Source organism: Nostoc sp. (genome assembly GCF_036916975.1).
Classification (GTDB): Bacteria; Cyanobacteriota; Cyanobacteriia; order Cyanobacteriales; family Nostocaceae; genus Nostoc.
Genome location: NZ_JBALFF010000118.1, coordinates 1 through 26,799, shown reverse-complemented (window position 1 = coordinate 26,799; position 26,799 = coordinate 1). Strand labels below are relative to the sequence as shown.

Annotated in this window: 29 protein-coding genes; 16 read left to right on the top strand and 13 right to left on the bottom strand. The window is 40.6% G+C overall.

Annotated elements, in window-relative coordinates:
* Nucleotides 1–205: 205 nt before the first annotated feature.
* From V7K73_RS27155 to V7K73_RS27130, 6 genes are all read left to right on the top strand, one after another.
* Nucleotides 206–952, top strand: coding sequence for a PspA/IM30 family protein (locus tag V7K73_RS27155; protein WP_334884788.1), 747 nt, complete (start codon nt 206–208; stop codon nt 950–952).
* Nucleotides 953–1,114: 162 nt separating this feature from the next.
* Nucleotides 1,115–1,897: a PspA/IM30 family protein gene (locus V7K73_RS27150; protein WP_334884786.1), complete on the top strand. Its 783-nt coding sequence runs from the start codon at nt 1,115–1,117 to the stop codon at nt 1,895–1,897.
* A gap of 174 nt (nt 1,898–2,071) precedes the next feature.
* Nucleotides 2,072–2,407, top strand: a complete 336-nt coding sequence (locus V7K73_RS27145; RefSeq protein WP_334884884.1) for a thioredoxin family protein — start codon at nt 2,072–2,074, stop codon at nt 2,405–2,407.
* Nucleotides 2,408–2,563: 156 nt separating this feature from the next.
* A complete protein-coding gene (locus V7K73_RS27140) occupies nt 2,564–3,802 on the top strand; it encodes an LL-diaminopimelate aminotransferase (protein WP_334884784.1) in 1,239 nt (412 codons plus the stop codon).
* Nucleotides 3,803–4,415: 613 nt separating this feature from the next.
* A complete protein-coding gene (locus V7K73_RS27135) occupies nt 4,416–4,673 on the top strand; it encodes an NF038130 family PEP-CTERM protein (RefSeq protein ID WP_334884782.1) in 258 nt (85 codons plus the stop codon).
* A 315-nt stretch (nt 4,674–4,988) separates the two neighbouring features.
* Nucleotides 4,989–5,411, top strand: coding sequence for a response regulator (locus tag V7K73_RS27130; RefSeq protein WP_334884781.1), 423 nt, complete (start codon nt 4,989–4,991; stop codon nt 5,409–5,411).
* A 21-nt stretch (nt 5,412–5,432) separates the two neighbouring features.
* On the opposite strand, the gene V7K73_RS27125 is transcribed toward V7K73_RS27130, so the two are convergent.
* Nucleotides 5,433–5,612 carry a hypothetical protein gene (locus tag V7K73_RS27125; RefSeq protein ID WP_334884779.1) on the bottom strand — a complete coding sequence of 60 codons (180 nt, stop codon included), beginning with the start codon at nt 5,610–5,612 and terminating at the stop codon, nt 5,433–5,435.
* A gap of 514 nt (nt 5,613–6,126) precedes the next feature.
* A complete protein-coding gene (locus V7K73_RS27120) occupies nt 6,127–7,221 on the bottom strand; it encodes an RNA-guided endonuclease InsQ/TnpB family protein (protein ID WP_334884777.1) in 1,095 nt (364 codons plus the stop codon).
* Nucleotides 7,222–7,503: 282 nt separating this feature from the next.
* Here V7K73_RS27120 and uvrC point away from each other — a divergent pair, with 282 nt between their 5' ends.
* Entirely contained in the window at nt 7,504–9,381 is a 1,878-nt protein-coding gene (gene uvrC, locus V7K73_RS27115; protein ID WP_334884775.1) for an excinuclease ABC subunit UvrC, read from the top strand.
* A 73-nt stretch (nt 9,382–9,454) separates the two neighbouring features.
* Here uvrC and V7K73_RS27110 read toward each other — a convergent pair whose 3' ends face one another.
* The gene (locus tag V7K73_RS27110; RefSeq protein ID WP_334884773.1) at nt 9,455–9,853 is read right to left on the bottom strand and encodes a hypothetical protein; all 399 of its coding nucleotides are present in this window, start codon (nt 9,851–9,853) and stop codon (nt 9,455–9,457) included.
* A 1,073-nt stretch (nt 9,854–10,926) separates the two neighbouring features.
* Here V7K73_RS27110 and V7K73_RS27105 point away from each other — a divergent pair.
* From V7K73_RS27105 to V7K73_RS27085, 5 genes are all read left to right on the top strand, one after another.
* Nucleotides 10,927–11,544, top strand: coding sequence for a hypothetical protein (locus tag V7K73_RS27105; protein ID WP_334884771.1), 618 nt, complete (start codon nt 10,927–10,929; stop codon nt 11,542–11,544).
* A 20-nt stretch (nt 11,545–11,564) separates the two neighbouring features.
* On the top strand, nt 11,565–11,948 hold the full coding sequence (locus V7K73_RS27100; RefSeq protein WP_334884769.1) for a hypothetical protein: 384 nt from the start codon (nt 11,565–11,567) through the stop codon (nt 11,946–11,948).
* Between the two features lie 129 nt (nt 11,949–12,077).
* Nucleotides 12,078–12,458, top strand: a complete 381-nt coding sequence (locus V7K73_RS27095; RefSeq protein ID WP_334884767.1) for a hypothetical protein — start codon at nt 12,078–12,080, stop codon at nt 12,456–12,458.
* Between the two features lie 60 nt (nt 12,459–12,518).
* The gene (locus V7K73_RS27090) at nt 12,519–12,968 is read left to right on the top strand and encodes a hypothetical protein (protein WP_334884765.1); all 450 of its coding nucleotides are present in this window, start codon (nt 12,519–12,521) and stop codon (nt 12,966–12,968) included.
* A gap of 703 nt (nt 12,969–13,671) precedes the next feature.
* A complete protein-coding gene (locus V7K73_RS27085) occupies nt 13,672–13,851 on the top strand; it encodes a replication restart DNA helicase PriA (RefSeq protein WP_334884764.1) in 180 nt (59 codons plus the stop codon).
* 77 nt (nt 13,852–13,928) lie between these two features.
* On the opposite strand, the gene V7K73_RS27080 is transcribed toward V7K73_RS27085, so the two are convergent.
* The 3 genes from V7K73_RS27080 to V7K73_RS27070 all read right to left on the bottom strand — a co-directional run bounded on the left by V7K73_RS27080 (nt 13,929) and on the right by V7K73_RS27070 (nt 15,855).
* On the bottom strand, nt 13,929–14,399 hold the full coding sequence (locus V7K73_RS27080; RefSeq protein WP_334884762.1) for a hypothetical protein: 471 nt from the start codon (nt 14,397–14,399) through the stop codon (nt 13,929–13,931).
* A 157-nt stretch (nt 14,400–14,556) separates the two neighbouring features.
* Nucleotides 14,557–15,648 (bottom strand): 23S rRNA (adenine(2503)-C(2))-methyltransferase RlmN, encoded by a 1,092-nt coding sequence (gene rlmN / locus V7K73_RS27075; protein ID WP_334884761.1) that lies wholly within the window; start codon nt 15,646–15,648, stop codon nt 14,557–14,559.
* A gap of 78 nt (nt 15,649–15,726) precedes the next feature.
* Nucleotides 15,727–15,855, bottom strand: coding sequence for a hypothetical protein (locus tag V7K73_RS27070; RefSeq protein ID WP_334884759.1), 129 nt, complete (start codon nt 15,853–15,855; stop codon nt 15,727–15,729).
* Nucleotides 15,856–16,162: 307 nt separating this feature from the next.
* On the opposite strand from V7K73_RS27070, the gene V7K73_RS27065 reads away from it, so the two are divergent.
* Nucleotides 16,163–16,396, top strand: a complete 234-nt coding sequence (locus tag V7K73_RS27065; RefSeq protein ID WP_334884757.1) for an EF-hand domain-containing protein — start codon at nt 16,163–16,165, stop codon at nt 16,394–16,396.
* A 143-nt stretch (nt 16,397–16,539) separates the two neighbouring features.
* Here the strand turns inward: V7K73_RS27065 and cobM are convergent, their stop codons facing one another.
* Together cobM and lgt are read right to left on the bottom strand one after the other, a co-directional pair.
* A complete protein-coding gene (gene cobM / locus V7K73_RS27060; RefSeq protein ID WP_334884755.1) occupies nt 16,540–17,355 on the bottom strand; it encodes a precorrin-4 C(11)-methyltransferase in 816 nt (271 codons plus the stop codon).
* Between the two features lie 179 nt (nt 17,356–17,534).
* Complete coding sequence (lgt, locus tag V7K73_RS27055; protein WP_334884753.1) at nt 17,535–18,410, bottom strand: prolipoprotein diacylglyceryl transferase; 876 nt, start codon at nt 18,408–18,410, stop codon at nt 17,535–17,537.
* A gap of 403 nt (nt 18,411–18,813) precedes the next feature.
* On the opposite strand from lgt, the gene coaD reads away from it, so the two are divergent.
* Together coaD and V7K73_RS27045 are read left to right on the top strand one after the other, a co-directional pair.
* On the top strand, nt 18,814–19,365 hold the full coding sequence (gene coaD, locus V7K73_RS27050) for a pantetheine-phosphate adenylyltransferase (protein WP_334884751.1): 552 nt from the start codon (nt 18,814–18,816) through the stop codon (nt 19,363–19,365).
* Entirely contained in the window at nt 19,275–19,943 is a 669-nt protein-coding gene (locus V7K73_RS27045) for a DivIVA domain-containing protein (protein WP_334884749.1), read from the top strand. Before coaD ends, V7K73_RS27045 begins: the two co-directional genes overlap by 91 nt.
* Nucleotides 19,944–20,241: 298 nt before the next feature.
* Here V7K73_RS27045 and V7K73_RS27040 read toward each other — a convergent pair whose 3' ends face one another.
* From V7K73_RS27040 to cysS, 5 genes are all read right to left on the bottom strand, one after another.
* Nucleotides 20,242–20,433: a DUF6887 family protein gene (locus V7K73_RS27040; RefSeq protein WP_334884747.1), complete on the bottom strand. Its 192-nt coding sequence runs from the start codon at nt 20,431–20,433 to the stop codon at nt 20,242–20,244.
* A complete protein-coding gene (locus tag V7K73_RS29955) occupies nt 20,430–20,612 on the bottom strand; it encodes a DUF6888 family protein (protein WP_442936793.1) in 183 nt (60 codons plus the stop codon). Before V7K73_RS29955 ends, V7K73_RS27040 begins: the two co-directional genes overlap by 4 nt.
* Before the next feature lie 59 nt (nt 20,613–20,671).
* Nucleotides 20,672–22,018 carry a TldD/PmbA family protein gene (locus tag V7K73_RS27035; protein ID WP_334884745.1) on the bottom strand — a complete coding sequence of 449 codons (1,347 nt, stop codon included), beginning with the start codon at nt 22,016–22,018 and terminating at the stop codon, nt 20,672–20,674.
* Nucleotides 22,019–22,403: 385 nt separating this feature from the next.
* The gene (locus tag V7K73_RS27030) at nt 22,404–23,843 is read right to left on the bottom strand and encodes a TldD/PmbA family protein (protein ID WP_334884882.1); all 1,440 of its coding nucleotides are present in this window, start codon (nt 23,841–23,843) and stop codon (nt 22,404–22,406) included.
* Between the two features lie 112 nt (nt 23,844–23,955).
* A complete protein-coding gene (gene cysS / locus V7K73_RS27025; RefSeq protein WP_334884744.1) occupies nt 23,956–25,455 on the bottom strand; it encodes a cysteine--tRNA ligase in 1,500 nt (499 codons plus the stop codon).
* A gap of 137 nt (nt 25,456–25,592) precedes the next feature.
* Between cysS and V7K73_RS27020 the strand changes: the two genes are divergently transcribed.
* Nucleotides 25,593–26,708 carry a CobW family GTP-binding protein gene (locus tag V7K73_RS27020; protein ID WP_334884742.1) on the top strand — a complete coding sequence of 372 codons (1,116 nt, stop codon included), beginning with the start codon at nt 25,593–25,595 and terminating at the stop codon, nt 26,706–26,708.
* Nucleotides 26,709–26,799 lie beyond the last annotated feature (91 nt).

Genomic DNA, 26,799 nt, shown 5'->3' with positions numbered 1-26,799 from the left:
TAAGTGATAGAAACAAAATATTGTTTGTTTACGACCTAACAACAAAAAATATTATACTCAAAACTTTAACTAGGTACTCAGCACTCATTAACTACTTTATGACAAAAAATAATATTATACTTAGGACTTTAACTAGGCACTCAGCACTCCATAACTAATTCATTACTCAGCACTCATTACTGAGTTTCTTGAATGGAGAGCCGACATGGAATTAATCAAGCGTATCCTGCGGGTGATTCGCGCTAATGTCAATAGTTCGATCGGTAGTGCAGAAGATCCAGAAAAGATTCTGGAGCAAACTGTCTTGGAAATGCAGGAAAATCTGGTGCAGTTGCGTACTGGTGTAGCACAAGCGATCGCAACCCAAAAACGCACCGAACGTCAGGCCGCGGCCGCTCAATCTCAAACAGAAGAATGGTATCGTCGCGCCCAATTGGCCCTGCAACAAAGCAGCGAACCTCTAGCACGGGAAGCTTTGACTAAGCGCCAAGCCTATAAAGAAACCGCTACAGCCCTCTTTTCGCAGATAGAGCAGCAAAATGAGATAGTCGCTAGGCTAAAAAACGATATGCGATCGCTAGAGTTAAAAATTTCCGAGGCGAAAACAAAAAAAGATATGTATATTGCTCGCGCCCGTTCTGCCGAAGCCTCTTATCGCCTCCAGGAAATGCTCGGTGGAGTTTCTGCCACCAGCAGTCTGAGTGCTTTTGAGCGCATGGAAGAAAAAGTTTCGCAGATAGAAGCAAAATCAGAAGCAATAGCTCAACTCAGTAGCGACGACTTGGAAACACAATTTACTTCCTTGGAATCTACTAATAATGTAGATGCCGAATTGGCAGCGATGAAGGTGCAGGTTTTAAACGGGGCAGAAAACACACAGCACAACAATCTCCTCACCCAGGAGAGCCAGAAAACGCAGCCTCCCCAACAGCAACCCAAAACTCAGGATTGAAGTTCTGCTAATTATCCCACTTTGGAGATATCTTAAAAATTAAGAGTTGTTAGAAGATACTGGTTCAAACCGGAAAGATTACATTGAAATAGGTAGCTATTAAAAAATAAAAAAGCTAACTGTTCAACAAAAAGCGTAAACCAAACAAGGAAAAACAAAGTTATGGGATTATTCGATCGCATTAAGCGAGTAGTTAGTTCTAACCTCAACGACCTGGTTAACAAAGCCGAAGACCCGGAAAAAATGTTAGAACAAGCCATCCTGGAAATGCAGGAAGACTTGGTGCAGCTGCGTCAGGGAGTAGCCCAGGCGATCGCCTCCCAAAAACGCAGTGAAAAACAGTATAATGATGCCCAAAATGAAATCAATAAGTGGCAACGCAATGCCCAACTGGCGCTGCAAAAAGGTGATGAAAACTTAGCACGACAAGCTCTAGAGCGCAAAAAAACTTATACTGACACCAGCGCCGCCCTCAAATCTAGTTTGGACACCCAAAGCACTCAAGTTGAAACCCTCAAGCGCAACTTAATCCAGCTGGAAAGCAAGATTTCTGAAGCTAAAACCAAGAAAGAAATGCTCAAAGCTAGAATCACCACTGCCAAAGCCCAAGAGCAACTGCAAGGGATGGTGCGTGGGATGAATACCAGCAGTGCAATGTCTGCCTTCGAGCGGATGGAAGAAAAGGTCTTGATGCAAGAATCCCGCGCCCAGGCAGCAGGAGAGTTGGCAGGTGCCGATTTAGAAAGCCAATTTGCCCAATTGGAAGGTAGTAGCGATGTTGATGATGAATTGGCAGCTTTAAAAGCGCAAATGTTACCACCCGCTACTCCAGTCACTCAAGCGCAACTGCCACCGCAACAAGAAACCACTGCCCCTAATCCTAAATCTAATGAAGTGGTTGATGCCGAGTTGGATTCTCTCCGCAAGCAATTGGATCAATTGTAAAATTGGTAGAAAACTTATTTGAGCTAGTCCCACACCTGTTGGCTGTGGGATTTTATATCACTAGTCAATAGTTAACAGTCAAAAAAAGTATGAATTATTGACTATTAACTATTGACTACTTTGGGATAAAGTATTGTGTGTGCCAACTTTGATCGCCACCTGATGGAGACTGCAATGAGTAAGGCTGTAATCACCATAACTGATGCTGAGTTTGAAACAGAAGTGTTAAAAGCTGAACAGCCTGTATTAGTTTACTTTTGGGCTTCCTGGTGTGGGCCTTGTCAACTGATGTCGCCCGCGATTAACTCTGCTGCTAGCGAATATAGCGATCGCCTCAAAGTCGTTAAAATGGAAATTGACCCCAACCCACTGACTGTTAAGCAGTATCAAGTGGAAGGTGTACCCGCCCTTAGACTATTTCTTGGGCAAGAAGTTTTAATATCGACCGAGGGAGTCATCGGCAAAGATAAATTACTCGAACTCTTAGATACGCACTTAAATAGTAATTAGTCATTAGTCATTGGTCATTGGTCATTGGTCATTGGTCACTTGTACTGACTTGTACTGAGCGCAGCCGAAGTAGCATTGCCGTTGGCGCAGCCTAAGAAGAGAAGTATTGGTCATTGGACAAATGACAAATGACAAATGACAAATGACAAATGACAAATGACTAACATGCAATTTGCAAAGCGTTTACAACCCCTGCAATCTAATGTATTTGCTGATATGGACAGAGCTAAGGCGATCGCTTTGGCAGCTGGGCGAGAGGTAATTGATTTGTCGTTGGGGTCTTCTGATTTACCAGCCGAGGCACATGTCATCGAGGCGATCGCTCAGTCTCTTGGCGATCGCAGTACCCACGGGTATCTGTTGTTTAACGGAACTCTTGGGTTTCGTGAAGCCGCAGCCAACTGGTACGAACAAAAATTTGGTCTTAAAATCGATCCCCAAACTGAGGTACTACCTCTAATTGGTTCTCAAGAAGGCACAGCCCATTTACCCCTAGCAATACTCAATCCCGGAGATTTCGCCTTATTGCTCGATCCAGGTTATCCCTCCCATGCGGGGGGAGTCTACCTAGCCAGTGGTCAAATCTACCCGATGCCACTACGAGCAGAAAACGATTTTTTACCAGTGTTTGCTGAGATTCCTACCCCAGTCTTGGCTCAGTCGCGGATGATGGTATTAAGTTATCCTCACAATCCCACTGCTGCGATCGCTCCAATATCATTCTTCCAAGAAGCTGTCGCCTTCTGTCAGCAACACAATCTCGTGCTAGTTCACGATTTCCCCTACGTAGATTTAGTATTTGCCGACAGTGGGGACTGGGAATTAGGAAATAGAAAAAATCTTTCCCAATCCCCAATCCCTAATACCCGATCCCTAGCCCCTTCAATTCTGCAAGCCGATCCAAACAAAAGCGTCTCGATTGAATTTTTCACCCTTTCCAAGTCCTACAATATGGGCGGCTTCCGCATTGGCTATGCCATCGGTAATGCCCAGTTAATTAACGCCTTACGCCAGGTAAAAGCCGCAGTTGATTTTAATCAGTATCGGGGGATTTTGAATGGTGCGATCGCTGCCCTAACTGGCCCTCAAGCTGGGGTAAAATCTGCTGTCGCTACCTTCTTGCAGCGCCGTGATGCTTTCATCACTGCTTTACACCGCATTGGCTGGAATGTTCCTACTCCCCAAGCCACAATGTACATCTGGGCAAAATTACCCTCACATTGGAGTCAAAACTCCATCGAATTTTGTACCGAACTAGTCAAACAAACTGGTGTAGCAGCTTCCCCAGGTGCTGGCTTTGGTAAATCAGGGGAAGGATATGTCCGCTTTGCTTTGGTGCATGAGCCACTTTTGTTAGAAACTGCTGTAGAAAGAATTGCCCAGTTCCTTCATTGAATTTATTCTCAAGCTAAACGCTAAGGATTTTTGGCGGCAAAGTTTACGAATAGAACACGCGGTAGGGACGCACATTTTTGTGTCCCTACTAATTACCGTATTGTACTGAACTTAAAACCCTTAATAAGTAACTATTTTAACTAATAAATATAATTATAAGCAGTGATTAAACGTACAAAAATGTAAGAATATTTTTCATCTTTTCATTGATAATCAGCAGGAACTTTACCCAATCAAGTCTCTCCGTTTCTTAAACTGGGTTTGTGCAATGAAATACCAAGTATGGCTAATAATCCAGCTTGCGTTTTTAAGCAGCCGTATTGCCAAAAAGCCTCTAGTCAAAACAGCCCAAGCCTAAAAACGGCAGTAGTTTAAAACTTAACTTCCAAACTGATTGGACTTGAAAAAATGAAAATGACTTTTCAGAAACTTTTGATTGGTGCCTCAGTGGTTATTGGTATGAGCGCTCTTGCCACTGCCCCAGCCCACGCTACATCCTTTAATTTCAATAATACTGGATAAATTAACACTTATACTGGTGGCTCAAATGGTACTTTCATTAGAGGGAATGCACAAAGTGGTACTGACGCTGCCATCAAAGCTTTGACTGATAATGACTAGTATACAGGCGAGTGAAATTGCCAAAGTAACTGTCGGTAGTGGTAGCGATGTCCAAACTTACTTTGCTTATAGTTTTGATGCAATGGACACGGGTATTACAGCTTCCGATGATAAGGAATCTTACTCTGGCAAATATACTTGGTCACAAAAGCTGTCTACAGCAGTCCCGGAACCATCAGTAATACTTGGCCTATTGGGTGTTGCTGGTGTATTTGCTACCCAACGCAAATTTAAAAAAATATCTATTTAAGATTGGGGGTTCAAAACTACAAATAAGTAAGGGAGCTATTAGCTCCCTTTTTTGATGAATAATTTTTTCAAACTATAAAATAGACCTCTTGCAAAAGTCCCTAATACCTCACCCCCAACCTCTCCCGATGTTTTGGAGAGGGGAGTAAGGGGTGAAGTTGGCGGGGGGGATGGGGTTCTTAATTTTTGATTTATGCAAGAGGTCTAATGATTTAGTCTTCTAGGTTATACTGTTTCTAAAAATATTTGCAAAAAATGAATGGGTTATAGTAATAATAGTTGGCTTTTACTTAATATAATCAGATAATAGGTAGCAATGACAGCACAATTATTCAATATAGATCAGCCATTGCGGTCACACCAAGCTAGACGAATTTTGCTAGTTGAAGACCATTATCTCAATAGGTTATTACTGAGTGACTATCTAATTTACTCTGGGTACGATGTCGAAAGCTTATCAGAAGGCTCTACTTTTTTTTCGACTATAGAGAAATTTCAGCCAGATTTAATGTTATTAGACTTGAAATTGCCCGATATTGACGGTTATTCGCTGTTAAAACAAGTCCAGGAAAAACCTGATTTGTCAAAAATACCGATCATTGTGGTTTCAGCTTATGCTTTTAAAGCCGATCAAGAACTAGCTCTGAGTTTGGGCGCACGCCGCTATTTTGTTAAACCTATAAAACTCAAGGAGCTTATACTTACAATTGAAGAAGAGTTGACTTGCTGCCACAAATAAACTTTTGTATTGGGTGTTCCTTTATTCAGCTTTTTGGTCTGCAATGAACTCTTCAACTCGCTCACTAATATGTTGCACAGAACTGCCAATTTTTAAAATTTGATGTTGTACTTGCGCTAACAACAAAGCTGCTGTTTGCAGATCATTGAGGGTTTCAGTCATAGCTTCGCGGTATTGGGCTTCAAACTCTTGCAGATTCATAGTTTAACTCTTGCCTGAAATTATTGTAATCGCTATATTCCTAATGATATTCGGAAATTTAACTTGCTAAATCCGTTAAATCGCTTAATATTATCAGTTCAAATAAAACACAAAAATATTGCTTCAGAAGAAATTTTGTCTAAGATTTATATAACCAATACTCAAAAATTTAATTAGCTTTAATAATAAAAATATAAACTTACCTAGATAAAAAAACAATTTTTATAAAAATGAATTTTGGAATAATAAATAATTGTTGATTTGAAAGTGCTAATTATAGATTGAAAAAGCCAAGTTTTTATTCTGACTTGGGCAAGGACTTTAGTCATAAAAGAAGGACTGAAATCCTTACTACGAACTGGATTACAATAATTTTATATTAAAAAACACATAGTTTGAATTATTCACACGGACTTACTTAGTGTTGTCTACCTGCTATATAAAACCTAGACAAAGCTAGACATTACTTTTTACTTCAACGGGAGCATGGGAGCGGTTATCCCTCAGTAAACTTTCAAGATTTAGCCAACCTTGATAAATTAATAGCTGCATTTAGATCCCGATCAAGTATGTGTTTACAATTACCACAACTATAAATTCTTTCTTTTAGTGGCATATCCTGGATGTGTCCACAATTAGAACAAGTTTTACTTGATGGATAAAAACGATCAGCTACAATGATTTCTGATCCAAACTTCTTAGCCTTATAGTTTAGTTGTCTTCTAAACTCACTAAATCCACAATCTGAGATTACTTGAGATAACTTATGGTTTTTAACCATATTACTTACAGCTAAGTCTTCAATAACTACTTTAGCGTGGTTTTTGCAAAGATAAGTGGTTATTTTATGAAGAGTGTCAATCCTTTGAGCCGCTACTCTAGCATGATGCTTTGCTAGTTTTAATTTGCACTTGTATTTGTTATTTGAACCGTTAACTTTTCTGGAGAATTGTCTAGATAATCTTCTTAGTTTCTCTAGGTTAGTTTTATAGTGTTTAGGATTAGGAAAAACTGTACCAGTTGATAGGGTAGCAAGTTCTTTAACTCCTAAATCAACTCCTACAACTTCGTGAGTTTTAGCAGTTGGAACGCGATCTTGCTCATAAGCAAAAGCTATAAACCAACTGTTAGCTGTTCTAGAGATAGTGATTGATTTACAAGTCGTATGAGGTAGACCTTCGTAAGTTTTAACCCAGCCTATAGTAGGTAATTTTATTGTTTTACCACCAACAGGCATAGGTTTTCCACTAGCATCAATGGTAAAGCTATCATGTTTACCTTTCTTTTTGAAATTAGGGTATTTACCCAGACCTTTAAAGAATCTAGAGAAAGCATCTCCTAAGTTATCAAAAGCATATTGAGTTATTTTTTGACAAATACCTTTTTCTTTAATCCACTCAAACTCAGGTTTAACGTGATTATTAAAGAACTTTTTTATCAGATATTTATCAGGCTTTAATTCATCGTTGTAAAGATTATTCCAAGTAGCTAAACCCCAGTTATAAGTAAACCTCGCTATCCCTGCGTGTTTACTCATTATTATTTGTTGATTTTTACTTAGTTTTAACTTTGTTTTGATGGATAGAAGCAAGTGGTTCGACCTCAACACTGGATTTCTTTCTTGACTAAAAGCCTAGTACCGCAGGGCAAAAGTCACGTATTTTAATTTTAGATATCTCCAAAAATTAATTATGCGTTACCTGAAACCCTTGTCTTGACGTTACATTGCAACGTCAAGACATTCATTTTCACTCCTATGTCTTTTAATTTTGGGCTTTCTGGCTGTAATGAAATGGTAGAGCTACTTTATATTTACTTGATAATTACTTTGCTAAATCGGCACGAAAAAATAATTTTTCTTAAAATAGAGAAAGATTAGCTAATTTTGGTTGTGACAATATCTACTCAAATATTACCACTGGTTAAAGAGCCAGAACGACTGGAAAATCGTCTCGCCGAAATTCCACCGGAACCGGGGGTTTATTTCATGCGGGACAGTAGCGATCGCATTATATATATAGGTAAATCACGTAAGTTGCGATCGCGTGTCCGTTCCTATTTCCGGGATGGCTACAACAAGAGTGAACGCATCGCCACGATGGTGAAGTTGGTAACAGAAATTGAATTCATCGTCACTGATACTGAAGCCGAAGCGTTAGCACTAGAAGCGAATTTGATCAAGCAGCACCAGCCATACTTTAACGTGCTGCTTAAAGATGATAAAAAATATCCCTATCTCTGCATCACTTGGTCAGAAGATTATCCGCGAATTTTTATTACCCGTAAACGCCAATTCGGCAAAGAAAAGGATAAATTTTACGGGCCTTATACTGATGCTGGTCTTTTACGAGAAATTGTCCGCCTGTGTAAGCGGATATTCCCCCAGCGACAACGGCCTCAACCACTTTTTAAAGACCGTCCTTGCTTAAATTATGATTTAGGGCGGTGTCCGGGTGTGTGTCAACAGATGATTTCACCAGAAGAATATCGCAAAATTGTGCAAAAAATAGCGATGGTCTTTCAGGGGCGAACTCAGGAATTGATTGATATTTTGACTCAACAGATGAACGCAGCAGCTGAAAACTTGAATTTTGAGTCAGCAGCGCGGATTCGTGACCAAATTTCTGGGTTAAAGTCGCTGACAGCCAATCAAAAAGTTTCCTTACCAGATGATACAGTTTCGCGGGATGCAATCGCACTGGCAGCTAACGAAGAATACGCTTGTATTCAACTATTTCAGATTCGCGCCGGACAATTGGTAGGACGTTTAGCCTTTGTGGCGGATGCTCATGCAGAACCGGGAGCTATTTTACAACGAGCTTTAGAGGAACATTATCAAACTGCTGACTCAGTAGAAATACCTTTAGAAATTTTGGTACAGCATAATTTACCAGATGGGGACATATTGGCGGATGTCTTAACTCAACGCAAAGGGAAAAAAGTCACAATCTTGACTCCTTTACGGCAAACTAAGGCAGAATTAATTGAGATGGTAGAGCGAAATGCCCAGTATGAATTGCAAAGAATGCAAAAATTAGGCGATCGCAACGACCAAGCAATGCAAGATTTAGCAGCCATTCTCGATTTACCAGATGTACCCCACCGCATCGAAGGTTATGACATTTCCCATATTCAAGGATCAAATGCAGTAGCTTCGCAAGTGGTGTTTATCGACGGTTTACCCGCCAAACAGCATTATCGCCATTACAAAATTAAAAATCCCACGGTGACGGCGGGACATTCAGATGATTTTGCTAGTCTTGCTGAAGTTATTGGGCGACGGTTCCGTAAGTATGGTGACGATCCACAGTTAGCACGTTTGGGTAATCCAGATTGGCCTGATTTAATCATGATCGATGGTGGTAAAGGTCAATTATCATCAGTTGTCGCCGTTTTGCAAGAGATGAATTTATTAGAAGACTTGCGAGTTGTGAGTCTGGCGAAGCAGCGAGAAGAGATTTTTTTACCGGGAGAATCTAAACCCTTAACAACTGATTCAGAACAATCAGGCGTGCAGTTGTTGCGGCGGTTGCGGGATGAAGCGCATCGGTTTGCAGTGACTTTTCATCGTCAGCAACGTAGTGATAAATTGAAGCGATCGCGTTTAGATGAAATTCCTGGTTTAGGACATCATCGACAAAAGCAGCTACTAGGGCATTTTCGCTCAGTTGATTATATTCGGCAAGCTGCACCCACACAACTTGCTGAGGTTCCAGGAATCGGCCCGCGTTTGGCTCAAGAAATTTACGATTATTTTCATCCTTCTTGATATCGCTGAAAAGCATCTGACATAAGTAGTTGAAATTTTCAAAGAGTGGAGTTTTAATTCCAAGGCAGCAGTATTACTCGGCATCTATGCTGTAGTATCGATTCTCAAAGGTTATCGAATTCTTTTGTGCTTCCTTAAAAAGCCAAAACATCAGGTAGATGCCAAAATATTGCTGTTTTTCTGTTTCGTTATAACTCACAAATTTTTCCGCCTGTTGATATCGCTCTAAGGCTTGCCGAAAGTTCTTTTTTGTAACTTTCTCTCCTAATGCTTGAGATAGCAATTGCCATAAAGTAGACCCTACATCTTTCTTTATATAATCTAGGCAGTAGCCGCGATCGTTGGCAAACTGTTCGTATGTCTGATTTTCAAAAGATGCTTTTAATAAATCACTTTGTAAATCAGTCAAGTGTCTGCCAGATGATTTTGATACCACTTTATCCGCAATAGTTAATAACTCTTGGATGTTCATAGGTGAAACTAATCTGATGAATTTTATCTAGATGCTTAATTAGCGTAAATTAAAGGGTTTAACACCCTTTCAGAGCCACTGCATTGCGGGGGTTCTCACGGCAGTTTCTTCTCCTGTCGGAGACGCTGTGCGAACAAGTCGGGCATTGCCCCTTGTAACAAGTGGCGTGAAAGGCTGCGACAAGGCACACGGTAATTTTGAATTATTAACAGTTCATATAGCAATCTGATTTGATTTATCAACTTCCTTGTGAAGACAGAGAACACAAGAGAAGAGAGGTAGAGGTGTAGGCAATACGATTCGGATAAGGTTTTTTGATGACACGCCCTAGATCGCAAAGACGCGATAAATCGCCGTCTTTACAATAATCAGTCCTTTGTAGAGACGGCGATAAATCGTGTCTCTTGCTTTAACCGAACCGTATTGGAGGTATAGGACGTTTTTTCCAAAGCTAAATAGGAGTGATCTAAAATTGATGAACTGGAGATGATTTGAAATATTCTTTATCTAAGTATTTGTAATAATACAAGGTATGAACTAATTTATGATGAAGTTTATTTGAGCTTTACAAAAATAGCTTCTATTGGTTAAATCTTAAAAATTTTATTTAAGCTTCATTTTATCTTTAAAGTTTTATTATCATTGATTTGAAATGTTTACTTATTTTCTTCTTATTTCGAGCTAATTGTCTTTTTCGTTTATAAATTTTAATCTTTGCTAATTTTGCATTTAAACCCACAAAACCCCCCTCGCGTTTTTTTGAGAAACTTGAGAATATTGATTTGTGATGAATAACGAACAGCAAAAGTTCAAAAACATCAACAGTTTAAAGAGGAAATCAAGTGGCGGGATACTACTTTTTTTAACGAGGTAAAGCACCGAATTTGTAAACCAAGTAGACCAGCGGATAAATTTGTCGTTGGGATAAGGCAGGAAGCAAGAGATAGGAGGTAGGAAGTAAGAAGAAAGACAATTTTTATTTAATTTATCTTTCTTAGTTTGGTTTGATTTTGCCAAGTTACTTAATCCATGACTCTTAACACCCTTCCTTTGCAATATCTAAAAAACTTCAAATGTTTAAAAAAGCTCTACGACTATTTACTAACCATTCCTTATTTTGTCTACTGGGAGTAGTTAGTATAAATCTCGAAGCCCAAGCACAATCTGTCACTAACTCTGTTAATTCTCAATCTCAGCCTAATCAACAGCAGACTCTTGATAATCAACAACGAAACTCTGCTGCAATTAATCAAACAGGAGTTTACAACCTTGGTGAATCCGCTACTTATAAAATTCAAGGAGTAGCTGGAATAAATGTTGTGTGTCCGCGCCCATCTTTAATATTAGGGACTGCTTTGAGCTCCTATGACGGGATTAGTTTTTCTAATAACGCCTCTTATGCTATGAATGCTGCTATAGTTTTCCCTTTGGGTGGAAGTCTAGAGAGTACTTGCAAGCAAATGGCTGAAACTATTTCTCGTAAGACTCAATATGATGTAGAGATTATCAATGCTCGGGCCTGTGCTGAATTAATCAGCGCTGGTATCCAACTAAGCCCCGACAGCTTTCCTACTATTTCTGCTGTCTGTAAAGGGGTCGCTATAAACAGAACTAATACAAAAGAACCTAACAAACTTCCGAGGTTCCAGTCTCAAGAATTACCTAAAAATGAGACTGAAAAAGACAACTAATTCACAACGAGGATAAACTCATGAAAAAAGTTCTTGCTTTGGCTTTTCTTGCTAGCTTCTTAGCTACTCCTGCTTTTGCTGGTGAAACATTTGTGCGTAACGAAAATTCATGGAGTGATAGCGTAACAAACACCGATTTAAAACTTGATTCTAAGACTTATTCTGACCGGAACGAAAAATACAGTTCTTGGGCTGATAAGGTTTACATTGATGGTAGTATTGATGCCACCAAAGGATATGATGGTGCTTCAACAATTTCCTATAATGAGTTTACCGTTCATACAGCAGGTGCTGATCTGTATGGTAAATATAGTGAAACTAATTCGACTACCGTTGGTGGTACTATTAAGACTAAAACTAACGCATATACTGATGCTCACGAAACCACCGCAGGTATTCGTTAGTTCTTAATAGTGCTTGATGTATTTAGAAAAGATTCTAGGGTGGTTAATCCACCCTGGAAATTCTTTTAGTTCCTTTGCCGAGATTAGTTTCTCTGATAATGGCAACTAATTTATAATCAGGACAAAGTAATGAAGCAAGTTCTCGGTTTAGCTATTCTTGCTACTTTGTTTACTAGCCCTGCTTTAGCAGGTGAGACTTTTGTTTTGAACCAGTGGACAATTAAGGGGGGTAGAACACAGACTAATTTCAACATCGATACTGTAACCAATTCAAATCGCACTGAAGATTACAGTTCTTCATCTGACAAGATTTATATTGATGGTACGGTTGAAACCGAATATAACAATGGTAAAGTCGGAGAATATTTTAAAGATTTTACTGTTTATAATGCTGGTTCTAAACTAAATGGTAGTTTTCACGAAAAGATGACAACTAGAGTATGGGGTACGATCAATACTATTACGAATTCATACACCAGCACCCACGAAAGTAGTGCAGGGATTCGTTAATTATTACCCGAATTGATATTATTGGAGAAAATTGTAGGGTGGTTATTCCACTCTTTTTTTATGAAATATTTAATCTTGTTAGCTGTTGCTTTATTGGCATGGATTGCATTTATCTATTCTCATAGAGTTTTTTATATCAATCAAATGCCTCCCTTTTTTATGAACTCTATGTTGAAAGTGTTTAATCAAAATACTAATGAAAATATACCGATTAAACAGATAAATTTGTCATCTGAAATCAGGGAAAATTTATATAACTCTATATCTACAGGCATGTCTTATGATGAAGTTCGTTCTATTCTAGGCTGGGATGGTATCTTGATTTATGAAAATAATATCGATTCTGCTGATGGACAAATCCATGAAAAGATTTATCAGTGGAATAATCAAGATGTTTATTTGACTGATTACGAATCTCAAAGAGAAGATATCGATCTATACTGGAGTGTCACACTTAGATTTCAAAACGATATCCTGCTCAATAAAGCATCCTTTAACCTACAACCTTAGAGGAGCGATCGCTAATCCCAACTGTATAAACATTTAGCGATCGCTAATTCATAATACTCAGTAACGGTTCACCATTAACCCGCTCCTAAAAATATTCTTGCATCAAAACCCAATCGCCTATTTTATCCCTAGTAATCCTGGAAGAACCTCTTCCCCAACTCTTGTAGGGTTGGGGAAGAGGTTTTGATTACTAAGCAACCGATGGCGCAGAAATCACACGCCACGAGAATGCAAGCGAAAAAAGCCGTTGCTTTAGAAGTTCACTAGTTTTAATCAAATTAGCTCACTACAATTTAATCTCATAAATCTTACCAGCAAATATTAACTAAATCTTAAGAGAAATATTTTGTGACTAAATATACAGTATTTTTTGTGATTTAATTTTTCAATACAAGAACGGCTTTTTTCTATTTGTCTAAAATGACTAGGAATAAGTTTATCTCAAGGCATTCGCCATAGGGATCAGTAAATCTCTAAGCAGTATTTAATTAAGAAACAATTTATGTATCTAAAGTAGGAGGGTAAGATAACCTAAATTTTAGGATAATATACAAAGATATCGTAAATATTTCAAATCTGAAATTCTGTTTAAAATAATCCGTCAATATTAAGACAGTTTGTTAAATCGGGTCAAATCAAAATTTTTGCTAGTTTCACTGGCAGTTTTATCAAATAAAAAATAGTTACAACCAGGGGTTTTAAAATGCAGACAGTACAAAAAATTTACTGCCCAAATTGCGGCTGCCAAGCAGAACGCTATTACATTTCTGATAGTCAATTAACTCGAACACAATGCGCTAGTTGTGATTATTTGATGATTACTTGCACTCGCACGGGCAAAGTGATTGAGGCTTACGCCCCAGGTATTTATGCACAGCGCTAGTAATTAAAAATTAAAAATTAGAGAAAGTTTTCTCTAATTTCTAATAATAAAGTTACTTGTCAACAATTTTGAGGATTTCACAGTTTGTTCTTTTGTTGTCGGAGTTGTTGCTGTCGGATCTGTTCTTGTAATCTCAATTGTTGATCTTGTCTAATTTGTTGATCTTGTCTGAATTGTTGCTGTTGTATTCTTAGTTGTTGCTGTCGTGTAAAATCTTGCTGTTGTTGTGTAAATTGTTGCTGTTGTAGTCTCAGTTGTTGCTGGCGGAGCAGTTCTTGCTGTTGTTGTGTAAATTGTTGCTGTTGTAGTCTCAGTTGTTGTTGTAGCTGTGGTTGCTGAAACTGTTGCCGAAGCAATGTTTCCTTAAATTGCTCTTGTGTTTGCTGAGTTTGCTCCTCTTGTTGTTGTCTGATTCTTTCTTGAAAAGACTCAGGTTGCTGAGGATTTATCTGAATTATTTGTGCAGAGGCAGGAGAATTAATCGATAAAGCTTTTGCAAGCACAATCAATAGTAGCCATGCTTTAACTATTAATAAGCGATTCAACATACAGTTATTTCCTCAATTATTATAGGTTGGGTTGAGCGATCGCTAAACCCAAAAAAGGACTGAAGTCTTTACTACAAACTCGATTACAATAAATTTACACTACTTAATATAGTTTGATTTCTTCCCACAGACTTACTTAAAATTGACTACAAGAGGTTTAATTCTTACTTGCTCTGAGTTGTCCACAAGCAGCATCAGCTTCTAAACCACGGGAATAACGCACACTAACAGCAGTATTTTGTTGCTTAAGGACGTTGACAAATGCTTGAATGCGATCACGGTTGGGGCGTTTGTAGTCTACTTCTTGGATGGGATTATAAGGAATCAAATTTACATGACTTTGAAATCCTCGCAGACACTTTGATAGTTCCAATGCATGTTCTGGTAAATCGTTAACACCAGCGAGGAGAACATATTCAAAAGTAACGCGGCGTCCAGTAATTTCTACATATTCTCGACATTCAGCCAGCAAATCTTCTAGAGGATAGGCGCGGGCGCTGGGGATGAGTTTTTCGCGCAGTGCTTGGTTGGGCGCGTGGAGACTAACAGCGAGAGTGATTTGCAAATTGTTTTGGGCGAACTGACGAATGCGATCGCGAATCCCAACTGTAGAAACTGTAAGCGATCGCTGCCCAATACCGACATCTTGATTCAGGGATTTCAACGCCGCTAAGACATTCTCAGTATTCAACAACGGTTCACCCAATCCCATAAACACCACATTGCTAACCCGTTGCTGAAAATCTTCTTGCACAGTTAACACCTGATCGACAATTTCATGCCGTGCTAGGTTGCGCTTGAATCCTCCTTTACCAGTAGCGCAGAAATCACACGCCATTGGGCAACCCACCTGAGTAGAAACGCAAACTGTCAAACGGGATTTTGGGCCATCTCCGGCTTCTGCAAAGGTGGGAATGCCAACAGTTTCAATAATTTGATCGTCTGCTAATCGTAAAAGATATTTAACTGTGCCATCGGGAGCCACAGAGCGGTAGTGTAAAGTTGAGCGCCCAATGGGGATTTCTGCTACTTCTTTACGCCATTGTTTAGAGAAGACAGAAATATCAGCTAGCGATCGCACTCCCTTATCATAGATCCATTCATGCAGCTGCTTTCCTCTGTAAGCAGGTTGTCCCTGTTGCTGCACCCAAGTGCTTAACTCTGCAACAGAAGCGCCGAGAAGGGGGGGAATTAATTCTGATTTTACTGGGTTGTGTAACTCAAGAGATACAAGAGGCGTAGCAGACATAAAAAATCAAGAGTTGATGTAGGATCTCTATCCTACACCTGCCAGATTAACTTAGTCTTGACCAAAGAAGACGGGAAATTACCCAAAGGTTGTGCCGTTCCAGCCCCACATTGCACCCGTCGATCGCATCGCAGCCAATAAAACACGAAACTCAAACCGAAGCAAATAGAACGCGGAATTATCCAACCAACGCGATCGACGAACCAAACAGAACACTCAGCGCACCCTCGCTAGAGTCAGTCTAACTATTAATTAGACTGACTCTTTCTCTGTAAATTCCCAAGAAATCTGTCGATCTAATGCCTCGAATCGGTATATTAGGCTGCATAGGGTCGGCATAACGTCCTAAATGAGGGCATCAGATCGACTCTTTCTAGACTGTTGACCCTGTATCACAGCGTACACCTGATCTAAGCCCCAGCGATACGCGTTTCTACGTCTAAGGATATAAGTTTGTTTAATTTTGAGATATTAATGAGATATTAAATTTAAAAACTAATTCAGATAGAAACTTATGACAACCCAGCAAGAGCTTCAATCTCTTTTTAATAAATTAGATCGCGATCAAGACGGCAAAGTCTCCATTAATGATCTTTTTTTAAGTCCTGGCTTAAGTGCAATCATCTCATCAGAAACAAATACCAGTAGTCCCCAGGAGTTACTAGTACAGTATGATTCAGACAAAGACGGTAGTATTACCTTTGAAGAGTTAAAGGAAGCAGTTGAGAAAGCAAATAATTTAAACTAGCAGTCAAAAAACCCAATCCCCAATACCCAATACCCAATCATCACCCCTTCAGGATGACCTTGGAGGTGAAGGGCATTGTAGGGGATTGTGGAGTGTGTAGGAAGTGCAATCGCCCCCTTGCCCAATGCCCAATGCCCTAGCATTTAGTGATGAGACGAGCGAAATAGATGAGTATGTTCGGGATGATATAAACGCGATCGCCCTTTATTTGCCGAGAGCGCTGGACTGATTATATAAAGTGTAGTGCGAATTAGTTTTTCTTTATGAGTGCAGTCTGCCATTTGATTCAGGGGGACAACCTTGATTTTTTCATCGGGCCATCCGATGCGAAAGCAAATTGCAATGGGGGTTTCGGCTGGGTAATGTTCGAGTAGTTTAGCTTGGGCATTTTCGACGTGACGCGCACTTAGATATAAACAAAGGCTAGCCTGATGTGCCGCCAGAGAGGCTAATTCTTCAGTAGCGGGGACTTCTGTACGTCCACTAATCCGGGTCAAAATGATGGTTTGGACTAAACCAGGGACAGTCAACTCTACTTTGAGTTTGGCAGCTGCGGCTTGAAAGGCGCTGATACCTGGGATGACTTCAAAAGGAATATTTGCCTCAGCGAGGAGGTGCATTTGCTCGTGAATGGCGCTGTAGAGACTAGGATCGCCAGAATGGAGACGGACTAGAGATTTGTGTTGCGATCGCACCCGATCGATCATAATCGGCAAAATCTCTTCTAAAGTCTGATTCGCAGTTCTAATTATCTCCGCATCTTTTCGGCAAAGTTCTAAAATCTGTTCGGGTATTAAAGAATCAGCAAATAAAATCACATCAGCAACAGCCAGTAGTTTCTGCGCCTTCACCGTCAATAAATCAGGATCTCCAGGGCCTGCTCCCACAATATACACAGATGGTTCTATGGCATATAGTGTTTTTTCATAACTCAGATTTTCACTTTTAGCAGAACACACAGCAATCCCTCAAAAAACTTTTTTGATATTTTCTCAGTATCTTTCCGGATTCACTCTCTTTCCCCAGTAGACAGTAATGGTAGATGCACCCTGGTTAAGCCCTAGAGAATACTCTGGGGCATTTTTTATTTTTTCGACATTGAGAATTAGGCATTAGTCATTCTTCTCCCTCATCCCCCTCATCCCCTCATCTCCCCATCTCCCTTAGGAGTAGCAACTACATCGGGTAAAGGGCGTTTGAGTAAGTAAAGCCAAGCTAATCCAAGTAATCCAAATAAAATTCCTAGACTACTGACTACTTGTGCCATTTTTAACGAACCAAGCATCAAGCTATCAGTGCGAAAACCTTCAATCCACAAGCGTCCTAAGCTGTAGGCTGGCCAGTAAACTAGAAACAGCGTGCCTACCTTCAAACGTGGTTTACCAGATAAAGACCGGAAAAACAAAGTTATTAGTAGCGCAAACACCCCTAAATCCCACAGAGATTCATAGAGGAAGGTGGGATGGAAGTAATCGAAGCTAGCATACTCTAGAGGACGATGATCTGTTGGAATATACAGCTTCCAGGGTAAATTTGTCGGATCGCCAAAAGCTTCAGAATTAAAGAAATTGCCCCAACGTCCGATCGCTTGCCCTAAAATCAGCGAAGGCGCTACTAAATCTGCCAGTTGCCAAAAAGAAACCTGCTTGATTTTGGCAAAGATTAACGCAGCCAAAACGCCACCCAGAATTGCTCCATGAATCGCAATACCTCCTTCCCAGATAGCAAAGATTTTTTCTGGAGTTGGGGCATATTTTGACCACTCAAAAAAAACGTAATATAGCCGTGCGCCAGGAATCGCCCCAATCAACAACCAAAAGAATAAATCGCCTAACAACTCAGGATTAACATTACGGCGCTTTGCCAATTCCTGGGAAAGGATAACGCCAATTAATACTGCTGTGGCAATCAATAAGCCATACCAACGGATACTGAGTGGCCCTAATTTCACCAGAATCGGTCCTGGAGAAGTAAATTGAAACGCCAAGGGCAAGGTGGAAAAATCCAGTGCCATGAAAAATTACCTAGAATAGTTCGTTAACTACCCGCGCACTTTGCTAAGTACGGAGTTTTTTTAGTATCGAATGCTGAGAATGTACTTAAATCCTTCACAATCTCGTGGGGACACAAATAGAAATCTAGCATTCATATTTAGGAGTTTATAGCGGTTTTGTTCAACCTCACCCCCAACCCCTCTCCGATGCTTTGGAGAGGGGAGCGTAAGTTTAATCAAATGCGGGGTGAGGTTGCGGCTATATTGCACCGCTATAATTCCTAACGCCTAGTTGAGCATAACTTGTACCAGCAAAACAATTGACTAAAGCATCCTTACTCAGAGCGCAAGATGGTAAATTTGAGTAAGTTACACAAAAGAGTTTCAATATAATCACCTAAACAACTTTGATATATCTAAAATTGTGATTGCTATTTATCCTGGTAGCTTCGACCCCATCACCTTGGGACACCTTGACCTCATCGGGCGCGGTAGTCGGCTGTTTGAGCGGGTAATTGTCGCTGTACTGCGGAACCCTAATAAAATGCCACTTTTTAGTGTGGAGCAACGGCTAAATCAGATCAGTCTTTCTACACAACATCTACCTAATATAGAAGTAGACAGCTTTGATGGTCTTACCGTCAACTATGCTCAAATGCGACAAGCACAAGTTTTGATCCGGGGTTTACGGGCTGTGTCAGATTTTGAAGTGGAACTACAAATGGCTCACACCAATAAAACTCTTTCTACCCAAATAGAAACAGTTTTTCTCGCAACCTCAAATGAGTATAGTTTTTTAAGTAGTAGTGTGGTAAAAGAGATTGCAAGGTTTGGTGGCTCTATCGATCATCTCGTTCCCCCACACATTGCCCTAGATATATACCAATGCTACAATCAGAACTCTCCAATGTTGAACCCAATCTCAACGGAAGCAATCCCCCCCCTCAAGAGCATCTCGGTGGAGAGGGAAGCATAGATATTCAGGAGGAACTCAACCGCCTAGAGGAAATGGTTCTCTCTAGTCTCAGGATTCCGGTGATAGGACGCACTCTCATAGATGAAGAAAAGCTGCTAGATCAGCTTGATTACGTCCGGCTGGCTCTACCATCGCTTTTTCAAGAAGCAGCAGCTATCCTCAACCAAAAGGACGAAATTCTGCTGGAAGCGGAAGAGTATGGACAGAAGGTTGTTGAGGCCGCGCAAGCAAAAAGAGCGCAAATTTTAGCTGAAAGCGATATTATTCAACAAGCAGAACAAGAAGCTGAACAACTGCGGCGACAAGTGCAACAAGAGTGTGAAGCAATAATGCAAGAAACTCTCGCCGAAATTGAGCGTAAACGGTATGCTTGTCAGCAAGAGTTAGAGCAAATGAGACAAACTGCGATCGCTCAGGCTCAAGATATTGAAGATGGTGCTGATGCTTATGCTGATGGCATCCTGGAAAATATTGAGCAGGATCTCAAGCAGATGTTGCGAATTATCACCAACGGACGACAACAATTGCAAATTGATAACCTCACCCAGCGCAATTCACCTCCAGGTAAGAAAAAATAGAGGTTCTAACCAGAGATGAGAAAAAATTATCGGTTGGGTTTTGCTATTGCTTAACCCAACAATTTTTATGAAAGAAGAATTTTTGGGAAGCTACCTGGTAATAAGTAAGTGGGCGCAAATAATCATCACTGGCTCGTAGTTGCACTTTAGCGCTAAAGCGCAACTACGAGCTAAATACAGAGATTTTACTTTTCGTTACATAGTTTGGTTTTATCTTGCCTACCTACTTATATTTAAAATTTTGGCTTGTAATTAATGCAGTTTACAGAGATAGATAATTTTAGCTTAAACGAATCCTTCACTGCGATCGCGTTTGGTTAATTCGCTTTTGCAATTCGGCTTCAATTTCTTCATCTGTGCTGCAAAAGACTTTTGGACGTTGCTCTAATCTATCCATGAGAATGTGGAAGGCTTCTACATCTTTGGGATGGTAGCGAACCCAGTCCCGCAACTCTTCATCAGTCATCGCTTGGTAGTTAGAATTTGTCATGGAAACGTTACCTCACCGTTAGGGTAGATTTCTATTTGTATTGTGTCTCCAACTAGCATGTATATGCGCTTTGTCCTTTCGTCTAGGCGCACTACGTTTATCGATTGAAGGAGATTGCTTGCTCTTACTGACATCCGGTAATACGCTCCCAACTGCTCTGATGTCGGTTCCAATTCCACCTCCTTATTTAATTTTCAAGGTTCCGTTGGCTAGCTTTTGATTTACTATCAGCAGATGATTACAAAGTATATGTAAAATCTTCCACCAGCATACCGGGAACTAAACTACCTCCAAGTTGGCGACTTTCATAAGTTCCTACTTCGGGGATGAATTCTTGAAAATTAGTCAAATCTACTAAGTTTTCTCCCCAAAAGCGATAAAGACTTTCATCAAAACGTAAGTTTTCAATGGGGGCGATAATTTCTCCCTTTTCTACCCAAAAACAAGCATAACGAGTCATACCTGTGATTCTACCAGTTTGGCGATCGCTCCAATTCAAGTAATGCAAATTAGATACATATAATCCGGTATCTAAACTCGGAAGAATCTGCTCAAATTCTAAATTTCCAGTAGTCACTTCTGGCGCACGTAAAGTCTCTGAACCATTAGCACCGTTGGCAATTTTTTGATATTCCTTAGCAGTCCGAGAATTCACCAAACTATTTATCAAATGTCCTTTTTCTATTACAGGTAACTCCGGTGCTGCTATTTCTCCTAATTCATTAAATCGCGGTACTAATCCTCTCTGAAAGTTTTCTTTCAAACTAAATATTGGAGAAAGTTGTTTTTCTTGACGCGATAAAGCAGCTAAAGCACTGTTTCCTTGTTGGATATCAGCTTCGCTGACTGCTCCCCAAGAAAGCATTACTAATAAATCTGCAACAGCAGCAGGTGCAAAATAAGTTTTGTATTGTCCCCGTGGCAATTCTTTAGTTGGGCGAGAAAGGAGTTCTAGTTGCTTTTTGGCTTCGCTAATTTTGGCTATATATACAGATATATCCCAATTACTCCCAGCAAATGTACCCTTAACTGCTTGTCCAGAGGTGGAAAATAGAGAATAATCTAATGTAAAAGAATCAGTAGCAAACCAGTGTTTTTGACCGTTGGAATCACCATAAGCTTTAATTACTATTCCTCCAGCATATATACCAGTAAAATCTAATTCAGCAACTAGTTCTAGCACAGTTGGGACTACTGCTTCCGCCGCCAATAAATTTCCAGAATGTATTTCCCGACTGGTATTATTTCCTGATGGTAAAACTAGATAAGGATCGATGGGTAATAGAATCAGTTCGTCACGTAGTTCCTGCAAAGCAGTATATGCTAACTGCCAATCTACATCCCAATTTCCAGTAAAGGGGAACTGCCGAACACTGCTGCATTCATTTGCCATCAAAGTCAGTTCGATCCAACCATCAGCAACACAACCAGTTTGTCGCACTTTCGCGTGATTGAAACGAGTAAATTGACTTCTTTCACAGCTGAGTTTCACAGCAAATTGTTCAATTTCGGCTTTTTTAATCAGTAGAGTTTCAATCAGTTGATTAAAGCTGACTTCTAACGCAGATAATTCCTCAATTTTCATAGATATTAATATTAATAAGGAATAAGGAGGGGGAGAAAGTTAGGAGTTAGGAGTTAGGAGTTAGGAGTTGGGAGTTGGGAGGTAGGAGGTAGGAGGTAGGAGTTAGGAGTTAGGAGTTAGGAGTTAGGAGTTAGGAGTTAGGAGTTGGGAGTTGGGAGGTAGGAGTTAGGAGTTGAAGATTTTTTTAAGAAACTTCGGCGCTTTTTTGTCGCCGGCTACAAAAAAAGCATGGATGTATGTGGAGAGCAGGGTCTGTTTTACAAAGTTGCTCCTCTTGGGTTCCACACCAAGACGCACTGTAGCGCTAAATCCCTGTTACAAAACTGTACTTCAGACGAACAACTTCTTTAACTCCTAACTCATAACTTTCAACTCCTAACTTTTTTCACGTTCCTCCACCAAAAACTTCAACATTAGCAAATACACAAACAGGTGAACCATGTCCTACCCAAATAGCCTGATTTGGTTCTCCTTTACCACAATAAGGAGTACCATACATTTGCCAGTTTGTGGCATCTCCTACTTGGATTAAGCTGTGCCAAAACTCTGGTGTTGTGGCGCGATAGTTGGGATTGCGGAGGGTTTTGGTGAGTTTACCGTTTTCAATTAATTTAGCGTACTCGCAACCAAATTGGAATTTGTAGCGGCGATCGTCAATAGACCAAGATCGGTTAGATTCCATGTAAACGCCGTGTTCTATGCCGCTAATAATTTCTTCAAAGCTAGCGTTTAGAGGCTCTAAATTTAAGTTTCCCATGCGATCGATCGCAGGTCGATTCCATGAGGAAGCACGCGCACAAGCAACTCCTGCTACACCTGCTCTGGCTTGACTCTCTAGACTGCCTAAACCCCGTTGCAGTACTCCTTCTTTAACCAAATATTCCTTTGTTGCTACAGCACCGGTATCATCAAAGCCATAGCTAGAAAATTCGCCAGGTACGGTGGGATCAAAGGTAATGTTCATCAGTGGCGAACCATATACTAGGTTGCCAAAATCACTTTTATTAACGAAGCTGCCCCCAGCATAGTTACGCTCATCTCCCAAAATTCGGTCAATTTCTAGGGGATGCCCGACACTTTCATGGATTTGCAGCATCATTTGGTCTGGGGCTAAAACTAAATTGGTACGAGTGGTTGGGCATTCATCTGCTGTCAATAGTTCTACTGCTTGTTCGCCAATTTGCCGCACCCGATGCCATAAGTTTTCTTGTTTTAAAAGTTCTAGTCCGCCTTGGTAATAGTTTGCGTGAGAACCATTGTTACTACGCTGCTGTACAATCACACCATCTTGGGCGGTGGCTCCATAATGAGTGCCTATAGATAGAGTTTTTTGATAGACTTCTGAACCGTTGCTGCTAATAAACCAAGACTCCCTCTCAATGGTGCTAACACTGGCTATGGTTTGCACTATCTTGTCGTCAACTTTCAGGGTTTGGCAAATCCGAACCAGTAAATCGTTGATTTCTCCCGGACTCAAAGCATCCAATGGCTCAAGATATGGAGATTTATATTCACCAACGACTTTAGGGCGCTCACTTTCACGAAAGGGATGTATCCACCATTCACTGGCTGCTAGTGCCTGTTTATAGGCTGTTTCGGCAGCAGTTTGTAAGGAAGACAGTTCTAGAGAGTTAGTTGCTGCATAACCCAGACAGCCATTTACCAAAACTTCTAGCATCGCTCCTACAGTGAAGGATTTGCCATTTACTTGGGGTAAGCCGTCACGGACTAAACGCGTTGTAGAAGTCTCCTTTACGGCTCTAATACCAATCCAATCAGCAGGAATATCGAAACTAGCGATCGCTTTTTTTAGAGTAATCCACATAATTTTGGGCATTGGGCATTGGGCATTGGGCGTTGGGCATTGGGCGTTGGGCGTTGGGCATTGGGCATTGAATATTAATTATTCTTTCTCCCTCATCCCTCTCATCTCCCCTCTAATTCCGATGCCAGCGTGTACCATCACGGCTATCAATTAGCGTAATACCTTCTGCTTGAAGTTCGTCACGAATGCGATCGCTTTCGGCAAAATTCTTGCCAATACGTGCTTCTTGCCTTTGCTGAATTTTCGCTTCAATTTCTGCATCGCTTAAACCATTACTCTTGTCAGGTTCGGCTTCTATCTCAGCTTCTAAACCTAAAACTCCAGCTAATGTGACAAGAGTTTGCCATTGACGCTTTAACTCATCAGGGGAAGTTTCAGTTTTCCCTTCATGCACAATAATATTTCCTTCACGGCGCAGTTCTTTAGCTAATTCAAACAGCACTGTTAACCCACCAGGAAAATTAAAGTCGTTATTTAAAACTTCTTGGAAGCGTTCAATGTCTGAATTTTGGATTTTAGGTCGCACCTTTGGTGCGCTTTCAGCGCAACTTGGATTTTCGATTGGGGAATTTTCCCCCTGTAGTTCCCATCCCAGTTTTTTACCGTATTGGTAGCCGAAGAGTAAACCTTCTCTAATTGTGTGCCAACCGTTGGTTGCTGCGGCGATCGCTTCGTCGGTAAAATCTATGGGTGTACGATATTGAGCGGTCAGTACGAACAACCGTACCGCCATCGGGTCAACTCCTCGATCCAGTAATTCTCGAATAGTGGTAAAATTGCCCAAAGATTTGGACATTTTTTCACCATCTACCTTCACCATGCCGTTATGCAGCCAGTAAAGCGCTAGGGGTTTTCCTGTGACAGCTTCAGATTGGGCAATTTCGTTTTCGTGGTGGGGAAAAATTAAGTCGGCACCACCAGCATGAATATCGATGGTATCACCCAGGCGATCGCGCACCATTGCCGAGCATTCTATATGCCACCCCGGACGACCTGCGCCCCAAGGTGATTCCCAAGCTGGCTCTCCTGGTTTTGCTGCCTTCCATAAAGCAAAATCAAAGGGATCTTTCTTTTTGTGATATTCTGGATCATCTACGTTGACGCGCTCGCTTTTCCCGGCTTGCATATCTTCTAATTTGCGTCCCGAAAGCTTGCCATATTCAGCAAACTGTCGGACTGCATAATACACATCGCCGTCAGCAGGGTAAGCAAAACCTTTATTTTCCAACTCATGAATTAAGCGTTGAATGCCATTCATCGTATGAGTAGCACGGGGATATTCATCAGCCTCCTTGATTCCTAGCCGCGCCATATCCTCAAAATATGCTTTGATAAAGCGATCGGCTACAGCTTCCATTGATGAATGTTCAACACAGGCTCGATTCAGAATTTTGTCATCAATATCGGTAAAATTTTGGATATATCGCACTTCATAGCCGATAAACTGGAGGTATCGGCGCACTACGTCCCAAACGATGCAAGCTCTCGCATGACCCAAATGGCAGTAGTCGTACACCGTCACGCCGCAGTAATACATCTTAACCTTGCCTGCAACGAGAGTTTCAAACGGTTCTTGACGACGGGTGAGGGTGTTGTAAAGGGTTAGGGTCATAACAGAGTAATGCTGAAATAAGAAGATACGTAATAATAGGGTAAAGCAGCTGGGATGACAGTCCAGCATCCCTATGCTAGTGTTTTCTGGACTATCTGCGCTACATTACTATTTTTTGACTATTAGATAACAGCGCTATGCAATCAGCAGTTACACCCGAATCTTCCGCAATGGATACGCCCAAACAAGGAATGCCAGTAACAATTATTACGGGTTTCCTTGGCAGTGGCAAGACGACTTTACTCAATCATATCCTGAACAATCAACAGGGTTTGAAAACCGCCGTTCTCGTGAATGAATTTGGCGAAATTGGCATCGACAACGAGCTAATTGTTTCCACTGGTGAGAACATGGTGGAGCTAAATAATGGTTGTATATGCTGCACTATTAATAATGATTTAGTAGATGCAGTTTACAAAGTTTTAGAACGCCAAGAAAATCTAGATTATCTAGTAGTAGAAACAACTGGATTAGCAGATCCGCTACCAGTAGCTCTAACATTTTTAGGCACAGAATTGCGAGATTTAACTCGCTTAGATTCGATTATTACCGTGGTAGACGCGGCAAATTACAGCCTAGATTTGTTTAACTCTCAAGCGGCATACAGCCAGATTGCTTATGGTGATGTAATTGTACTCAACAAGACTGATTTGGTTGATGAAGCTACATTGAATGAGTTAGAAACAAAAATTAACGAAGTTAAAGAAGGAGCAAGAATTCTCCGCACCACGCGATCGCAAGTGCCACTCCCGTTAATTCTCAGTGTTGGTCTGTTTGAGTCTGATAAATATTTTGACACAGTGGTGGATGAACACGACCATCACGATCATGAACATCACGATCATCATGATGATCACGAGCATTCAACATGCGGTCACGATCATCACGACCATGACCACGATCACCACGATCACCATCATTCTGACCATTTAGAAAATGATGGTTTTACTTCTATCTCTTTCCAAAGTGATAAGCCTTTTTCTATTAGGAAGTTTCAGTATTTCTTAGATAATCAGCTACCCTCAAATATCTTCCGAGCGAAGGGGATTATGTGGTTTGATGAAAGTCCGAAGCGTCATATTTTCCACCTTTGCGGTAAACGCTTTACTTTGGATGATGATGAATGGAAAGGTCAACTGAAAAACCAAATCGTGCTAATTGGTCAAAATTTGGATCGTGAGGCTTTAATTAGTCAACTTGAAAAGTGCATTTGTCTACCTTCAAGCTCTCGCGGTAAAGGGTTTGGGAAATAAAAGTTAGGAGTTAGGAGTTAGGAGTTAGGAGTTAGGAGTTAGGAGTTAGGAGTTAGGAGTTAGGAGTTAGGAGTTAGGAGTTAGGAGTTAG

Bases quoted from the DNA above. Each gene is read 5' to 3' on its own strand.
- V7K73_RS27155 (WP_334884788.1), top strand. From the start codon at position 206: ATGGAATTAATCAAGCGTATCCTGCGGGTGATTCGCGCTAATGTCAAT.
- V7K73_RS27150 (WP_334884786.1), top strand. From the start codon at position 1,115: ATGGGATTATTCGATCGCATTAAGCGAGTAGTTAGTTCTAACCTCAAC.
- V7K73_RS27145 (WP_334884884.1), top strand. From the start codon at position 2,072: ATGAGTAAGGCTGTAATCACCATAACTGATGCTGAGTTTGAAACAGAA.
- V7K73_RS27140 (WP_334884784.1), top strand. From the start codon at position 2,564: ATGACTAACATGCAATTTGCAAAGCGTTTACAACCCCTGCAATCTAAT.
- V7K73_RS27135 (WP_334884782.1), top strand. From the start codon at position 4,416: ATGACTAGTATACAGGCGAGTGAAATTGCCAAAGTAACTGTCGGTAGT.
- V7K73_RS27130 (WP_334884781.1), top strand. From the start codon at position 4,989: ATGACAGCACAATTATTCAATATAGATCAGCCATTGCGGTCACACCAA.
- V7K73_RS27125 (WP_334884779.1), bottom strand. From the start codon at position 5,612: ATGAATCTGCAAGAGTTTGAAGCCCAATACCGCGAAGCTATGACTGAA.
- V7K73_RS27110 (WP_334884773.1), bottom strand. From the start codon at position 9,853: ATGAACATCCAAGAGTTATTAACTATTGCGGATAAAGTGGTATCAAAA.
- V7K73_RS27105 (WP_334884771.1), top strand. From the start codon at position 10,927: ATGTTTAAAAAAGCTCTACGACTATTTACTAACCATTCCTTATTTTGT.
- V7K73_RS27100 (WP_334884769.1), top strand. From the start codon at position 11,565: ATGAAAAAAGTTCTTGCTTTGGCTTTTCTTGCTAGCTTCTTAGCTACT.
- V7K73_RS27095 (WP_334884767.1), top strand. From the start codon at position 12,078: ATGAAGCAAGTTCTCGGTTTAGCTATTCTTGCTACTTTGTTTACTAGC.
- V7K73_RS27090 (WP_334884765.1), top strand. From the start codon at position 12,519: ATGAAATATTTAATCTTGTTAGCTGTTGCTTTATTGGCATGGATTGCA.
- V7K73_RS27085 (WP_334884764.1), top strand. From the start codon at position 13,672: ATGCAGACAGTACAAAAAATTTACTGCCCAAATTGCGGCTGCCAAGCA.
- V7K73_RS27080 (WP_334884762.1), bottom strand. From the start codon at position 14,399: ATGTTGAATCGCTTATTAATAGTTAAAGCATGGCTACTATTGATTGTG.
- rlmN (WP_334884761.1), bottom strand. From the start codon at position 15,648: ATGTCTGCTACGCCTCTTGTATCTCTTGAGTTACACAACCCAGTAAAA.
- V7K73_RS27065 (WP_334884757.1), top strand. From the start codon at position 16,163: ATGACAACCCAGCAAGAGCTTCAATCTCTTTTTAATAAATTAGATCGC.
- lgt (WP_334884753.1), bottom strand. From the start codon at position 18,410: ATGGCACTGGATTTTTCCACCTTGCCCTTGGCGTTTCAATTTACTTCT.
- V7K73_RS27045 (WP_334884749.1), top strand. From the start codon at position 19,275: ATGCTACAATCAGAACTCTCCAATGTTGAACCCAATCTCAACGGAAGC.
- V7K73_RS27040 (WP_334884747.1), bottom strand. From the start codon at position 20,433: ATGACAAATTCTAACTACCAAGCGATGACTGATGAAGAGTTGCGGGAC.
- V7K73_RS27035 (WP_334884745.1), bottom strand. From the start codon at position 22,018: ATGAAAATTGAGGAATTATCTGCGTTAGAAGTCAGCTTTAATCAACTG.
- V7K73_RS27030 (WP_334884882.1), bottom strand. From the start codon at position 23,843: ATGTGGATTACTCTAAAAAAAGCGATCGCTAGTTTCGATATTCCTGCT.
- cysS (WP_334884744.1), bottom strand. From the start codon at position 25,455: ATGACCCTAACCCTTTACAACACCCTCACCCGTCGTCAAGAACCGTTT.
- V7K73_RS27020 (WP_334884742.1), top strand. From the start codon at position 25,593: ATGCAATCAGCAGTTACACCCGAATCTTCCGCAATGGATACGCCCAAA.